Origin of the sequence: Fluviirhizobium alvei (assembly GCF_030551875.1) — a bacterium.
In the GTDB taxonomy this organism is placed as follows: domain Bacteria; phylum Pseudomonadota; class Alphaproteobacteria; order Rhizobiales; family Rhizobiaceae; genus Rhizobium_E; species Rhizobium_E alvei.
This window is the reverse complement of sequence record NZ_JAUOZU010000015.1, coordinates 94,507-109,332: the sequence shown is the minus strand read 5'-3', so window position 1 is coordinate 109,332 and position 14,826 is coordinate 94,507. Positions and strand designations below refer to the sequence as shown.

Annotated in this window: 10 protein-coding genes and 2 pseudogenes; 6 read left to right on the top strand and 6 right to left on the bottom strand. The window is 57.3% G+C overall.

Features of this window, described 5'->3' with window-relative positions; translation table 11 throughout:
* The first annotated feature begins 366 nt into the window (after window positions 1-366).
* The 3 genes from repA to repC all read left to right on the top strand — a co-directional run bounded on the left by repA (window position 367) and on the right by repC (window position 3,970).
* On the top strand, window positions 367-1,581 hold the full coding sequence (repA, locus tag Q4481_RS19360) for a plasmid partitioning protein RepA (protein WP_304378093.1): 1,215 nt from the start codon (window positions 367-369) through the stop codon (window positions 1,579-1,581).
* Entirely contained in the window at window positions 1,578-2,600 is a 1,023-nt protein-coding gene (gene repB, locus Q4481_RS19355; protein WP_304378043.1) for a plasmid partitioning protein RepB, read from the top strand. The genes repA and repB overlap by 4 nt, the downstream gene beginning before the upstream one ends.
* 155 nt (window positions 2,601-2,755) lie before the next feature.
* Window positions 2,756-3,970, top strand: a complete 1,215-nt coding sequence (gene repC, locus Q4481_RS19350) for a plasmid replication protein RepC (RefSeq protein WP_304378041.1) — start codon at window positions 2,756-2,758, stop codon at window positions 3,968-3,970.
* A gap of 538 nt (window positions 3,971-4,508) precedes the next feature.
* On the opposite strand, the pseudogene Q4481_RS19345 reads toward repC, so the two are convergent.
* The 6 genes and pseudogenes from Q4481_RS19345 to Q4481_RS19320 form a co-directional block, all read right to left on the bottom strand.
* A pseudogene (locus Q4481_RS19345) lies at window positions 4,509-4,927 on the bottom strand (recombinase family protein); the annotation flags it as partial.
* Window positions 4,928-5,084: 157 nt separating this feature from the next.
* Complete coding sequence (locus tag Q4481_RS19340) at window positions 5,085-6,632, bottom strand: Fic family protein (protein WP_304378040.1); 1,548 nt, start codon at window positions 6,630-6,632, stop codon at window positions 5,085-5,087.
* Window positions 6,633-6,742: 110 nt separating this feature from the next.
* Window positions 6,743-7,153 carry a hypothetical protein gene (locus Q4481_RS19335; RefSeq protein ID WP_304378039.1) on the bottom strand — a complete coding sequence of 137 codons (411 nt, stop codon included), beginning with the start codon at window positions 7,151-7,153 and terminating at the stop codon, window positions 6,743-6,745.
* A 12-nt stretch (window positions 7,154-7,165) separates the two neighbouring features.
* Window positions 7,166-7,811, bottom strand: a pseudogene (locus Q4481_RS19330) (tyrosine-type recombinase/integrase); the annotation flags it as partial.
* A 59-nt stretch (window positions 7,812-7,870) separates the two neighbouring features.
* Window positions 7,871-9,076: an AcrVA2 family anti-CRISPR protein gene (locus Q4481_RS19325; RefSeq protein WP_304378038.1), complete on the bottom strand. Its 1,206-nt coding sequence runs from the start codon at window positions 9,074-9,076 to the stop codon at window positions 7,871-7,873.
* Between the two features lie 197 nt (window positions 9,077-9,273).
* Window positions 9,274-10,422: a site-specific integrase gene (locus tag Q4481_RS19320; protein WP_304378037.1), complete on the bottom strand. Its 1,149-nt coding sequence runs from the start codon at window positions 10,420-10,422 to the stop codon at window positions 9,274-9,276.
* A gap of 190 nt (window positions 10,423-10,612) precedes the next feature.
* Here Q4481_RS19320 and Q4481_RS19315 point away from each other — a divergent pair, with 190 nt between their 5' ends.
* The 3 genes from Q4481_RS19315 to Q4481_RS19305 all read left to right on the top strand — a co-directional run bounded on the left by Q4481_RS19315 (window position 10,613) and on the right by Q4481_RS19305 (window position 14,761).
* On the top strand, window positions 10,613-11,752 hold the full coding sequence (locus tag Q4481_RS19315; protein ID WP_304378092.1) for an RHE_PE00001 family protein: 1,140 nt from the start codon (window positions 10,613-10,615) through the stop codon (window positions 11,750-11,752).
* 175 nt (window positions 11,753-11,927) lie between these two features.
* Window positions 11,928-13,355 (top strand): SMEK domain-containing protein, encoded by a 1,428-nt coding sequence (locus Q4481_RS19310; RefSeq protein WP_304378036.1) that lies wholly within the window; start codon window positions 11,928-11,930, stop codon window positions 13,353-13,355.
* Complete coding sequence (locus Q4481_RS19305; protein WP_304378035.1) at window positions 13,352-14,761, top strand: argonaute/piwi family protein; 1,410 nt, start codon at window positions 13,352-13,354, stop codon at window positions 14,759-14,761. Before Q4481_RS19310 ends, Q4481_RS19305 begins: the two co-directional genes overlap by 4 nt.
* Window positions 14,762-14,826: the final 65 nt, after the last annotated feature.

The following is a 14,826-nucleotide window of genomic DNA, read 5'->3' as shown; positions in this document are numbered from 1 at the left end:
TCCGCATGAACTGGTCAGGCGAAGGAAAATCATCTCGTGTTGCCTGTGGCTATGTGCAGATTTGCATCCGGTGATTCTACCGAATCGGCGTTATACGTCTCAAAAGCCGGTTGGGAACCGGGTTCTGGGATGTTGATAAGAGGTGCAGATCTGCATTTCGCGTGCCATGCGATGGCGCCAGAGGCGACTCTAACGGTTTGACGTTATTGGAGGTTTCGAAATTTGATTGGAGTTTCCAGCGGTTCTGTTAACGTCTCGTTAACCAAAAAGCTCTTGCTGAGCGCTCGGAATCGGCGCTTATTGCCAGTGGCGGAACTTTATTGGTTTCGCGAAAAAAATCGCCAATGGCAACAAATGGGTTTTGGGATGGCGAAGCGTGCCGAAAAACTGCCTCCTGTTCTCGAAGGCTTGACGACCCTGCTGGAGCGGCATGCGGATGCTCTCTCGGGGCAACTCCAAGCGCATTACCTGAAGGTCTTCCCTCCAACTTCCGAGAAAAGCATCCGGTCATTCGCGCCGTCAGAGGCATCCAAGCTATTAGGCGTAGGCGAGTCTTATCTCCGTCAGACTGCGTCGGAAATGCCCGAGCTAAACGTAAGCCTGAGCCCCGGCGGGCGACGTGCGTTTTCGATTGAAGATATCCATGCGATCCGCAAGCACATGGATCAGGTCGGCCGCGGTAACCGGCGCTATCTGCCGCATCGCCGGAACGGCGAGCAATTGCAAGTTATCTCCGTAATGAACTTCAAGGGCGGTTCTGGCAAAACCACGACCGCGGCGCATCTTGCGCAATATCTGGCAATGCGCGGATACAGGATTCTCGCGATCGATCTCGATCCGCAAGCAAGCCTCTCCGCGCTCTTCGGCAGCCAACCCGAAACAGATGTTGGTGCGAACGAGACGCTTTATGGTGCTATTCGATACGACGAGGAGCAGATACCGATCGAGCAAATCGTACGCGGCACTTACATTCCGGATCTTCATTTGATTCCTGGTAACCTGGAATTGATGGAATTTGAGCACGATACGCCGCGCGCTCTGATGAAGCGGAAAGAAGGCGACACCCTTTTTTACGGTAGAATCAGCCAAGTCATTGAGGACATCGCCGACAACTATGATGTTGTTGTGATCGATTGCCCGCCCCAACTGGGTTACCTGACGCTTTCAGCTCTGACGGCTGCAACGTCTATTTTAATCACGGTACATCCCCAGATGCTGGATGTAATGTCGATGAACCAGTTCCTGGCGATGACATCAAATTTGCTGCGTGAAATCGAAAGCGCCGGAGCCGAATTCAAATTCAATTGGATGCGCTATCTGATAACCCGCTTCGAGCCGAGTGATGGTCCGCAAAATCAGATGGTGGGATACCTGCGATCGATTTTTGGGGAGAATGTGCTCAACTTTCCAATGCTGAAGACCACGGCGGTTTCGGACGCTGGCCTCACAAACCAGACCCTTTATGAAGTCGAACGCAGTCAGTTCACACGCTCCACTTACGATCGCGCCTTGGAGGCCATGAATGCTGTCAACGACGAGATCGAAGGCCTGATCAAGAAAGCATGGGGTAGACCGACATGAGCCGAAAGCACATCCTCGGAGTCTCTACGGAAGCTTCCGACACGTCATCAGCAGAGAATCGGACGGCAAAGAACCGCTCCATGCCGCTTTTGGGCGTAGTAAGGAAAGAGCGCGATCCGGCAACGAAGCTGACGGCAAATATAGGTAACGCGCTGCGCGAGCAGAACGAGCGTCTAAGTCGTGCCGAGGAGATTGAGCGCCGTCTTGCCGAAGGCCAAGCTGTGGTCGAACTGGAAACGTCGTCGATTGAGCCCTCCTTCGTGCAGGATCGCATGCAGGGTGAAATCGATGGCCTCCTTGCTTCGATCCGAGAGCAAGGGCAGCAGGTTCCTATCCTCGTGAGACCGCACCCCGACCTGCCCGATCGGTATCAGGTTGCCTTTGGCCATCGCCGGCTTCGCGCGGTCTCGGACCTGGGCCTTCCTGTAAAGGCAGTCGTGCGTGAATTGACGGACGAGCAACTCGTCGTAGCTCAGGGTCAGGAAAACAACGAGCGCGAAGATCTCACCTTCATCGAAAAGGCGAGGTTCGCGTATCGATTGAACAAGCAGTTTTCACGAGAGATCGTCATTGCCGCCATGTCGATCGACAAGAGCAATCTGTCGAAGATGCTCTTGATTGTTGACGCCCTCCCCTCCGAGTTGATTGATGCTATAGGCGCCGCACCCGGAGTCGGCCGCCCAAGTTGGCAGCAATTGGCAGAGCTGCTTGAGAAGGCGGCTTCTCCGGTGGAGGCGATCAATTTCGCAAGCTCAACAGAGGTGCAAACGCTGTCATCGGCCGACCGATTCAAGGCGGTGATTGACCACCTGAAACCGCGTCGGATCGCGCGTGGGCTCCCGGACGTCATGTCGACCCCGGATGGCGACAGACTAGCGCAGGTGACGCAGAGCAAGAGCAAGCTGGAGATAACAATCGACAGGAAAGCCACGCCGGACTTTGCCGCCTTCGTACTCGAACATCTACCGGCGCTTTACCAAGAGCACCGCGCTGAGCTTAGACGTAAACAAGGAGACTAACCCGCAAAAGAAAAGAGCCCCCTCAACGTTGCCGTCGTGGAAGCCCTTCTGTCTCTTTAGCACGAACAGAATCGCATTTCCTCGAATCTTCGTCAAGAGTTTTTGGCGCCGTTTTGGTGAGCGGATTTCTTTTGCCTGCTGAAAGGTGAAAGACGATGCAGACGGGAAGTGTGACGACGCCATTCGGGCGGCGGCCGATGACCCTTGCGCTCGTGCGGCGTCAGGTGGCCTTGGCCGATATCAAACAAGGCAAAACTGCGGACAAGTGGAAAGTATTCAGGGATGTTTCCGCGGCGATGGAACTTCTCGGGATCCAGTCCAACAGCTTGGCGGTTCTTGATGCGCTCTTGAGTTTCTATCCTGAGAATGAGTTGCGGCACGACTCTCAACTGGTTGTCTTCCCGTCGAATGTCCAGCTTGCACTTCGAGCGCATGCAATGGCGGGCGCGACCTTACGCAGACACATCGCCATCCTGGTGGAAGCGGGTCTAATTGTCCGAAGGGATAGCGCCAATGGAAAGCGCTACGCCCGGAAGGGTAGTGACGGTCAGATCGAACGCGCATTCGGTTTCGATCTGTCGCCGCTTTTGGCACGGTCCGAAGAGTTAGCGCTGTTGGCGCAGCAAGTGTTGGCTAACAGGGCGACGTTCCGGAAGGCCAAAGAAAACCTGACAATCTGCCGGCGGGACATCAGGAAACTGATTACGACAGCTATCGAAGAGGGTGCGCAAGGCGACTGGCAGTCGGTCGAGGACATCTATGTGACGCTTGTTGGCAGAATACCGCGGGTTCCTAAACTCGCGGACGTGACGACGATCCTGGAAGAAATGGAAATGCTTCGTGAGGAGATAGTCAACCGGCTGGAAACACAGATAAATTCAGAAAATCATAGCAGCAATGACGCTCATATTGAGCAGCACTTACAGAATTCAAAGACAGAATCCATATACGAATTTGAACCTGGCTCTCGAATAGAGCAGGGGGCGAAGCTGAGCGAAATGCGCCAAGTGAGGCGTGAGCCTGTTAAGGCGTTTCCGCTGGGTATGGTGTTGAAGGCATGCCCGATGGTAGCGGACTATGGACCGGGCGGGGCGGTCGGAAGTTGGCGCGATTTAATGTCAGCCGCGGTGGTGGTGCGATCCACGCTGGGCGTTAGCGCGTCAGCCTATCAAGAGGCCTGCGAAGTTATGGGGCCGGAAAATGCCGCTGTGGCGGTCGCTTGCATCCTGGAACGTGCTAACTTCATCAATTCGGCCGGCGGCTACCTGCGTGATCTTACAAAGCGCACGGAACGGGGCGAGTTTTCGCTCGGTCCGATGATAATGGCGTTGTTGAGGGCCAACGGACAGGGGAGTTTGAAGGCTGGGTAGTATTTGGCGTACAGGCCCTCAGGGTCCGATCTTTGGAATAAGTGCATAGATGGCAGAAGGCGAGTTTTTGTTGTGGTCAGCTGACCACCGTTCTAACTCACGGAAAGAAAAGAGATTTAGGCGGGAAGCTCTATGGCTATGCGTAAGTTCTGAAGCTTAGGTCAGCAGGCGACATTAGGCCGAGGTTTATTTGGGTGTATCAAGCCGTCCCATATGAACGGGCGACGAGGTTAGGGTAAGTATAGCGACGCAATTGTTGGGTTTGACGTTGCGGAAAGTAGGCGGGTGACGGCTCTCGAGAGACAGTCGGCGAGTGGTGGAGTCCGCTTTGCGTGTTATCGATGCCTACTCTGTGGTCAGCTGACCACTGTTCTAAAATGCTGAAAAGCATACACTTTTCGCTTTTTTAGTGTCACAGTTTTCGTTCCGGTTGAGTGCGAAAGCGACTTGATTCCGGAGAAAGTCGGCTGTTACCAGGGCGCTGGAGATCAATCTCGATCGTAGGGCACGGTCGATGAGGTTTTTACGGGTTCTGTGAGTTACTGGGCAGACGGCCCCTCGTTTTCGCGGCCTTAATGCCTGCTTCGGTTCGTTCGGAGATGGGAGTGCGCTCGAGCTGTGCCACGGTGCCGAACTCCCTGCGACGTCGCCATGTTGAGTGGAACTTGCAGGGACCCATAATGCGCGTTCCTCGTAGTCAGATCCTCGGCCACTTCGAGGAGATGGCTGACGGAGTGTGCGAGGCAGTCGAGCCGCACAGCGACAAGCGTGTCGCCGGCGTTGATCTCGCGAAGCAGCTTCGAGAGGGCGGGACGGGCGTGCGAGGCACCGGACCCGAGTTCCTGGACGACGACATCGCAGTCGGCCAAGCGGAGCGCCATCTATTGGCGCTTCCGTTGCCTGCTCGTCGGTGAATACGCGAACGTAGCCAATCAGACGTCCCTTCGGTTTCCTCATACCTGTCTTGCTCGGCGGATCATTTGCTCGAGATATCCACACGGTCGGCAGGTTCGGGCCATGTATCGATAAAGCGTGGGTTGCCGGATACATCAGCTCCTGATGGCTTTAGGGGGTGCTGCCCCGAGGATGTGGATCGCAATAAATGACGCTGCGTTCACCTCGTTGCTCGCTGAATATCAGCATAGATGGCCTCGATGCGAGCGGCCTCCGCGTCGTTGAGCGCCGAAAACTCCTTGTCACGGGCCCGCTTTGACAGTCGCCCTTCGTTCTGGCGCAGGAAGCGGAACAAGAGGTCCAGCAAGCGATCGGGCATATCGATCATCTGCTGCACTTCGATCTTGAACGCGTCATAGATGCGTAGGAATGCCGTCTCGGCCGGGAGATCCACATCGATCGTTCGGGCGACGCATTCGAACAGGAATTCGGCGTGCGGCGTTGCGTCGAAGTAGCGGTAGAAGTCCGCGGTGTCATTCAGCACCGCGACATTGCCACGATCCGTTGATTGCCAATGAACACGCGGCAAAAGGCGGCGTGAGTAGCTTTCCAATACGGTGCGATAGGCATCGATGCGGTCAATGATCACGGATGAGACAGGAAAGACGAGACCGGGAGGGTTGAACCCGCGCTCGGCGAGAACATGATGGATCAAATAGCGGTGCAGTCGACCGTTTCCGTCCTCGAAAGGGTGAATGTAGACGAAGCCGAAGGCGAGAGCCGCGGCGGCGAGAACAGGATCGAGGTGCTGTGCCGCACCGCTGTCGAAGGAGGTCAGGCCGTCGATCAGCGAGGGCAGATCTTCGTGTCGGGCGCTGACGTGATCGGGGATCGGTGCGCCCGACAGGCGATCGTGCTCGCCGATGAAGCCACCCTCGACGCGCAGGCCGAGATGGACGAAGCGCGCGTCGCCGATGACGATGCGCTGCAACCGCTCCAGTTCGGCGCGGTCTATCGGCCGGCGGCCGGCTTCACCGATCACTTGGCCCCAGCGCTGGATGCGATCTTGCGGCGGATCTTCTCCTTCGATCTGGAAGCTTGAGCGCGAATCCTTGAGCAGTAAGAATGCGGCGGTGCGTGCAAGCAGGTCCGCTGGCACTTCGGCGATCAATTGCCGCGCTTCGTCGCCGAGCCCGCGTGCAACGAAAGCTTCGAGTGCGGGCGTGCGGAAGATCATCGGGCAGAAGGACGGCGTGCCGGGCAAATTGTTCTTTACCCGATGTCTTGTCGAACTCGATCCACTCACCGCGAATTGCCGCTCGGGATCGACGACAAGGGCATAGGTGCCCTTTGGCGCGTCTGGCAGATCGAGCCGTGTATCGAGCAGCCATTCGTAGAGAAACCATAGCCGTCGCGCATAGGCGCCAGTAGGCGCCGCGCGCACCATGTCAGCGATCGGCTCAGGCCCTGTTTCCCGAAACAAGGCTTTCAGAGCGGCAAGATCCAGCCCTTCATAGCGCAGCGCGAAGGTCAGGTGTCCGGCAAGGTCATTGTCCGGCTGATGGCGCGGAGTATAAATGTTCCAACCCTCGGCCTTATAGACCTTGTGGCGTGGACCGATCGCTGAGAGGCTGATTGGCACTGGTACGGGCAGTTCAAAGGCATCGATTAAGGCCGCATAGCCGACGGGGATGGCGGCTTCAGGCATCCAGCGGCCGTGAAAAATGCTGACCGCGCCTGAATATGGCTTTTTTTGTCTCTGCTCCATGAATCCGGATATCCGCTTCTGAAATTTAGGTTCGGAGCGAAATTCTCACGAAATTCGATCATCAGCAATGAATTTCGCTAACGGGTAGGCTCTATTTACGAATATCGGTTCTAAGGAGCGGTGTGAGCCAGAAGCTCTTCTATAATTAACGGCTGATCGATCTGGCGGACAAACAGTACGACGAACATTTGAGTGAGTTGGAGAAGAAATATGGATGATCTTGATAGACTATCCAGACGCTTCCTAGGGACGAACAGCGCGACATTGCAAAGCGTGCCGAAGAGCTTGTCACGGCGCACAAGCTGCGGGAATTGTTGGCATTCGCTGGACCGACGCAGGTAGACGTGTCCGCCGCGACCAGTTTCAAGCGGACCAACGTCCCGAAGCTCAAGAAGCGCGCCGATATGAAACTGTCGAAGTTTCGCGACTATGTCGAATCCCTCGGTGGCACATTGAAGATCGTCGCGGATATGGCGGGCAACAAAGTCGATCGTTCCAGCATCGCACAGCGCTCCCGACACGGTTCAAAGATTTCAGCGGACCACCGGCAGGGGAGGGGTGAAATAGAGCCCGGCCGCTTTAGTGAGATTCACCCTGAAACGGTCACGCCGGCGCTGATAACGGCGGGCCATTTCGGCGCTGGCGTGGCCGAGCTGTTTCTGGACATAGCGCTCATCGATCTCCGCCGACGAGGCAAGGCCGGCGCGCAGTGGGTGACCGGAAAACTTCAGCCCCCGCTCGATCTCCGGAAGATCGCCCCGTATGCCCGCGGCCAGCGCCGTCTTCTTAACAAGGCGAGCCACTTCCTGGTCGTTGAGCCGTTCAGGCCCGACAATCTTGCCTTGGCGATCGTCGCGAACTTGATCCAGGTCTAGACGGCGGCGACGGGGCAGGCGGCTTCCGAGAAGCCGAGGCCGATTTCCACCTCGCGCCAGCCGGTCTAGCCGCGCAGCGTCACCAGCAGTTCTTTGTCGAGGATTTCGATCCAGCCGCGACCGTCCTCCGTCTGGTCACGCCCGACATCCAAGCCGACGATTTCCGACCGCCTGAGGTCGCCGGCGAACCCCAGCAGTAGCATGGCGCGGTCACGTAGGCCCCTGAGCGAACCGCGGTCCAGCGTTTCCAGCATGGCGATCAGATCTCCGGCAGTATGGCTTCCTTCTGTCGGGGAGGGGAGGTGGACGCCGCATGAACGGGGTAGACCGCTACGGCCGATTGGATGTGCTCATCGTCGTTGTTCATCTACCCTGCTCCGTCACTGCATAGAGATGACCGATAGCCGGTTCGCCACGGTCCTGCCGCACGAGCACCGGGCGAATCCAGATCAGGCGTCGCTCGCTGAGGCCCGCACCGTGCGCCTGCCGTCGCCAATGGCCGCGGCGCCAATGCGCGGCCACTTCGCGGCCGGGAAGATGGGGGCCCATTGCATCGTCGGCCCGGTGCTCGACCGCGCCAAGGTGAAAATCCACCCGGCGAATGGAAAAATAGCCATCTTCCGCGAGACGGCCGGCTGCGGTTCGACGACGCTTAGGTGTGCTGGCGTTGACAACTGAATCGATGAGCGAGGGGGGCGCTTGTTTCGGCCATTCCGGCGTGCCAAGCGCGGGTTCACTCGACAGAAGGCACAGTGCGTTACAGAGCAAGGCTAGCACCCCGCTGGCGGTGGGATATGCAGCCTGGTTGAACAACGCGGCGCGCTCGTAGCCGGAAAAAGTCGGGCTGCCGACCGGAAGCCCGTCCTTGCGGGCATCCTCTACACCTTCTCGAAGGCTTGCCAGGGCGTCGAGGTCCGGGCAAAGGCTAATATCGTTCGTGGCGATAGCTTGGTCGAGTGCCTTCTGTAAGGTGTCGTCCGGTGAGGCGAGTGTCAGCGGCGCAAAGAAATGCGGTTCGTGGCCGAGGATCCAGGCGCCGGAACCGCGATGCGGACCGTCCGTCCGCCGGCTGGTAATATAGAAGGACAGGCTTGGCGCAGTATCGTTGTCGGGGCCGCGCGCGAAACTTTCGACATAGGCGCCATCAATGACGTTCGGCTCGCCGGGAAGACCGACGTCGAGCCCGCCGGCGAAGCCGAGATAAAAGCACCGGAAGGGCAGGTGCATGTCCGAGAGCCGGATATCGCCGAGATCAGTTCTCCGGAGAAGCGAGACCAATTCTGCCGGCAACCAGAAGGAGTTACGGCCGCCGGCCGCGAAAGTAACAAGATGAGCGACGGTGCTTATCGTACCGGCGGCCACGTCGGTCGTTATCGGCCGTTTTTCGAAGGGGAGCTTGTCCAACGCCAGATTATAGGCAGTCATGCCTGCGTTGGCTACACGTTGGAAGGCATCGGAGGTCAACAACCCGTTATGGCAATGATTAACCTCACGACGGACGATCTCCCGCGCCTCGGGGAACTGGCGCAGGAAGCGCATTGGATGCAGATCGTCGGCATCGAAAGTCATGTGGATTTCCCTCAAGAACGGCGCGTCTTTCGTGATCGATCATGGCGAGTCCAGAGCTGAGATAGAAGCCTATCTGTCGCGACCTTCGACACTTTGCGTACTGATTTGGACCGTTCTCTATATAAAGAACATAATGACTGATAATGCAGTTATATCAGACTCTTAGCTGAAATGGCCATCAACCACTGATTCCCCGATCAAAGCAACCTAGCAGCTCTACCACTGCGACGTGTTGCACTGTTGTAATAGCTTGACGCCTGTTGCACTGAACGATGGCGCGACTGCTCCATGGCCTCTGACAGCGGAACGCCCCGGTTGGCTGCTTCCGTCAGATATCCTGATCGCAGCCCATGGGCGGAAAATTCCCCCGGATCCAACCCAGCCATCGCCGCCCGCTGCTTGACGATCGCATTGACCGCACTCGGCTCCAGCGCTCGCTTCGAAACATTGCCCCAGCGATCTATCTTCCGAAAAATACTCCCGCTTTCAACTCTAGCAGCCGTCATCCAGGCATTAAGCGCCACCACCGGCCGGCCGGTCAGATAAACGACCTCATCGCTTTCGGCACCTGACGTCTTGGTGCGACCGAGATGGATAGCGAGAGAGGGGAGGGGAGGGGCACCCTCGACGGTGATGGGTGGCTCGACGGTGAGCTGCTCCCTGCGCAGACCGGCAATCTCACTGCGACGACGGCCGCCCGAGGCAAAAGCCACCATTAGAATTGCCCGGTCGCGGATGTCACGAAAGCTGTCGGTGCTGCAGGTCGCCAGCAGCTTAGCCAGCACGTCGCCGGTGACGGCCTTCGCGCTCTTGCGTTTCCGTGGTCGCGGCGTCGCCCGAACGGCGAGGCGTATCGCGGATTTCAGCGAAGGGGATGAGAAGACGCCGGTCAGGCCGCGCCACTTCGTCAGCGTCGACCAGGTGGCAAGCCGCCGGCGCACCGTGTCGGGTGCATGCGGGCCGGAGGATCGAAGGAACCGCTGATCGCGCAGGCTCTGCTCGACGTCAGCTGGCATGCCATGATGAGGATCGATGTCACGCTGGTCGGGCTGCCACAAATGGTGGGCGACAAATTTCAGCAGCAGAGCTTCAGGCGCCGGCCAAGGGAGGGAGGCACCGGTTGCGGCGAGCGACCAGGCCTGCAGATAGGCGAGATCGGAGGTGAGGGCGCGCAGGGTGTTAGCGCCCATGCCCTCGTTGACCAGATGGCGCAGCGTTTCGATGTCCTGGTCGGTGAGCAGTTCGGCAAGCTCGTCGCGTCGGTCGATCGGTAGCACGCTGGCAATCGTGTCCAGTTCGTCGGCGCGGCGATCGACGGCGGTCTTTGAAGGGGACGGCATGGCCATAGAAAGCCTCCGGATCGAGGGTTTTGACGGCCGAGCGACCGTGGATTTTACCGAATTCTTTCTGATTTGCGACCCGAAATCAATAACATACGATAAGGGTTACTTATCGATGGCCAGCGATGCGCTGGTGCAATCTATCCAGTGGCGAACCCAAACGTCGAGATAGATTTCCTTCAGCAAATCATTTACTATATTTTCAATGGTTTATGATCTCGCGAAAATCAGTATGACAGCCTTGATGCGGCCGGCTTTCGACGCCGGCATCGCGTTGACGCGTCTCGACGAGCGCATTGCTCGCTCGCCCGTCGGCGTCGGCTTCCTTGAGCGGCAAAATTTCGCCGATGCCTGCGCCTCGCTGTGGATCGACGGCGAACTCGTCCACCTGGAAGACCTCGTCCTCCATGACGCCTTTCGCGACACCCGCACGCCGACCCATGAACTTACGATTGCTCGCGACGTGCTGCGCACCCGCCGGCGCATTGCCGGCCAATCACCGGATTGGGCACTATCCGCCAACGGCCTCCGGGCGCTGCGGCGGACATCCGAGATTTCGACTACTGGCGCTGAGGCGGTTGAGCCGGCCGGCGTCATTCGGTCTGTGGTTTCCATCGACCTGGAAGGGGAGGGGGACAATGGTGATGACGCGGAGAACCTCCCCGGGCTCGACTATGCCGCTATCGATGCGTTGCTCGCCCGATCCGACGCTGCGATCGCAGAGGCAAAGCGGCCCGGCCGGGCTGATAGCTCCGTACGAGATGCTCTCGTCTATGATCTCGACTGGGACGAGGATGCCCGGCTCGACGAATGGCGCGGCGTGCTGCGCCAGGCCGAAGACCTGCCGGCGACGCTGCAGGCGGTCGTCGCCCTCGATGCCTGGAACGAGCTTTCCGTCCTTCAGCACGCGCCTTGGCTCGGCCGGCTGTTGGCCGCATCAATTTTGCGCCAAGCTGGCATCACCGCCGGCGCGCATCTCGCCGCGATCAATTTTGGCCTCAAAACCATTCCCGTCGATCGGCGCCGGCATCGTGATCGGGAGACCCGGTTGCTCGCCATCGCCCACGGAATTTTGGCGACCGCCGAGCTCGGCCTGAAAGAGCATGACCGGTTGGTGCTGGCGAAAACGATGATGGACCGAAAACTGGAAGGACGGCGGACGTCGTCAAAACTGCCGGAACTGGTCGAGCTGGTGATGGCAAAGCCATTGGTGTCGGCCGGGATGGTGGCAAAAACGCTCGAGGTCACGCCGCAGGCGGCGCGGCGGATCGTTTTGGAGCTAGGCCTCAGAGAGATGACGGGGAGGGGGAGGTTTCGGGCATGGGGCATTGTCTGAACATTGCTAACAGCCTTTAGACCATCGGCTTAACGTCCAATGATGACGAACCACGCTAGGCGAGTAGATCTGCCACCAGCGACCCGCAACGCATTGGGTAGCAGGTGATAATTCAATCACTTGAAATGTTCATGATGCGTTCCTATGCTGATCTTACAGTCTCTAGGAGGAATCGATGGGGATGAGGCAGCTACAAGTGGAGAACGAGTTGCGCGACGTAGTCAGCCGCATCATCGTTCAGGTTGAACTGGCTACAGCCCAGGGCCGAACGGATATCAACTTGGCCCTTGAAGATGCCTTCATTCCGATCCTGAGGTCAGTCTACAACCTTCCTCGATTGATCAATCTCAATCGAAAGCAAAAGAACTACCCGGGTATTGATCTCGGTGACGACCATGATCGAGTTGCTTTCCAGATCACATCGACCACCAGCCTCGACAAGGTTAAGTTTACGATCAAGCAATTCATGGATCGATCCTACTTCAACTCCTTTGACGAGCTATACATTCTTATGCTCTCGCCGAAGCAGGCGTCCTATAGCCAGATATCGGTGAATTCTCTCCTGACGGAAGAGTTCTCATTCGATTGCAAGCGCCACATCATTGATCTTCGGGACCTGCTTGGACAAGTAGCGGGGTTGAGACTCGCCGCGCAGGAAAGGGTTCTGACTGAGTTTAAGCACGTATTGGGTGAGGTCGATGCCTACATAAGCTACAGCACCGATGGCATCGCCGCGCCCGTCGCGATCACGTCCAATCTTCAGCGCATTAAATTGCCACCTGCGGTATGGGTCGCCGAGGTGGCCATTGACGACAAGGACGTGATCAAGCGTGCCAAAACGGAACTGGCGTATCAAGGCAAGGCCAAAGGCAGAAGGTCGGTGGTTAGAATGGCGCTCCGTCTCCACGGCGTCGACACCGACGCGTGGGCCTATCATGACAATCGGCTTTTTGCATTCCATGACATGGAGCAGAGCGGTCTGGTCAACGTTGTGGAAAGGGGAACGATCGAGCGCATGGATGCATCAGATCTCGCGGATTCTGACGAAGTGGATAATGTGAACGTGTTCAAGCAGATGTTGGCGGCTGAGACGAGGGAGCATCTCAAGGCACGCCACGTCCGCATGCACCCGAAGGATGGGTTCTTCTATTTCTCTCCCACCGAGGAAAGCCAGATCAGCCGCATGGAGACGTGGATCGGTAAGAAGACCGCGATACGTCGAGTGTACGAACTCAAGTATCAGAAGAAAGACCCGTCTAAGGTGGCTCATCACAAGCACTTGTCGTTCGCGCTCTCGTTCACGGCGCTTGACGACGAGTGGTACGCGCAGATCGTGCCAGGTTGGTACTATTCCTACGATGGCTTTCTGCGTTCGAATTGGCACGATGACCTTCTCTCTCAGCAGAAACGATTGGAGCACAACTCAAGTGTCAGGAACCAAGTGCGGTTTGTAGCATACTTCCTCGCCAGCATCGCCGTGGAGGACGAGGGCGGATTGCGATTTGAGACGTTGTTGGAATTTGGCGCCGGTGATTGCGAAGACACCGAGCCAGTGGACGATCAGGAGGAAGCCGTCATTGTCGAGGAGGGAGCAACTGCATGAAGTTAACTATCATCAACGAGCCGTTGCTAGAATTCGGCACTGGCACCCATGTCTGCCCGCGGACCGGCATCGAGCACATGGGCGTCTACGATAAGCGGGATGAGCTACGTCGCACTGAACTTAGGATCGGCGTGGTCGGTCGCGGTGAGGGCGTAGATTTGTTGGACGAGTGGTTGGAGCGCTGTCGTGATGGCATAGAGCGAAAGCAAGGATCGAATCTGCTGAACCTCTTCCGTGGGTTCGGCGGCATCAATCAGGACTATGGCTTTCTGACACGTCTGATCAATTCGCCACAATATACCCGGACCTTGAAGAAATCCGAGATCACTAAGGTGGTGGGCCTACCTTCCAGGTCCGAACGCGTAGAACGCGCCGTCGAGCTCTACTACGAGCAGATCCGCTTTTTGGCAGAAAACCGATCTGTTGACGTCATTGTCTGTGTGATGCCCAACGAAATGTTTGATTCGGTTACGTCCGCGAACGACACTGACGAGGAGGAGGGCGGCGAACTCGAGCATAATTTCAGGCGCATCTTGAAGGCAAAGTGCATGCACCTCGGCACCCCGCTGCAGCTGGTGCGCGAGAAGACGATGGTGATCACCAAGCATACAGGCGACCAGCAGGATGCCGCCACCAAAGCCTGGAACTTTTGCACGGCGCTTTACTACAAGGGTAACCGGACCATCCCGTGGCGTCTGGTCGAAGACACCGCCAAACTGCGGTCCTGCTACATTGGCATCGGCTTCTACAAAAGCCGGGACGGCGAAACTGTTTCCTCCAGCCTCGCGCAGGTATTCGACGAATTTGGCCATGGCATCATCCTGCGGGGCACACCGGTCTCGATCGACAAGAAAAATCGTCACCCTTATCTCGATGCTGAGCAGGCGTACCGATTGCTGACCGACGCACTGGAAGAGTACGATCGCGCGCTTGCGCATATGCCCGCCCGCATAGTGGTTCACAAGTCCAGCCATTTCCGAGACAGCGAAAGAGAGGGGTTCCTTCGTGCGCTCGACGAGAAGGGGATCGGGAGCAAAGACTTTGTTTCAATAACCGACACGGACATAAGATTGTTTGGCGACAAAGATTACCCGCCGAAGCGTGGCACGCTCCTTAGTCTGTCAGAAGAAGAAGGCATTCTTTACACTCGCGGGACGGTCGACTTTTATAAAACCTATCCTGGTATGTACGTCCCAAGTCCTCTTAGAGTTACTGTGTACGAGCAGGACTCATCGCTGGAGACACTTTGCGAAGAGATACTCGGCCTGACGAAAATGAACTGGAACAACACCCAGATGGATGGCCGATTGCCGATAACGCTCGAGTGCGCCAAAAAAATCGGGGACATCATGAAATACGTTGGGAGCGGAGAAAAGCCGCAAGTTAGTTACAGCTTCTATATGTGACCTCAACATACTGTTATCAGACTGGTTCCGGAAGTTGTGAGTTGCGCGCGTATCTACTTTCAAAC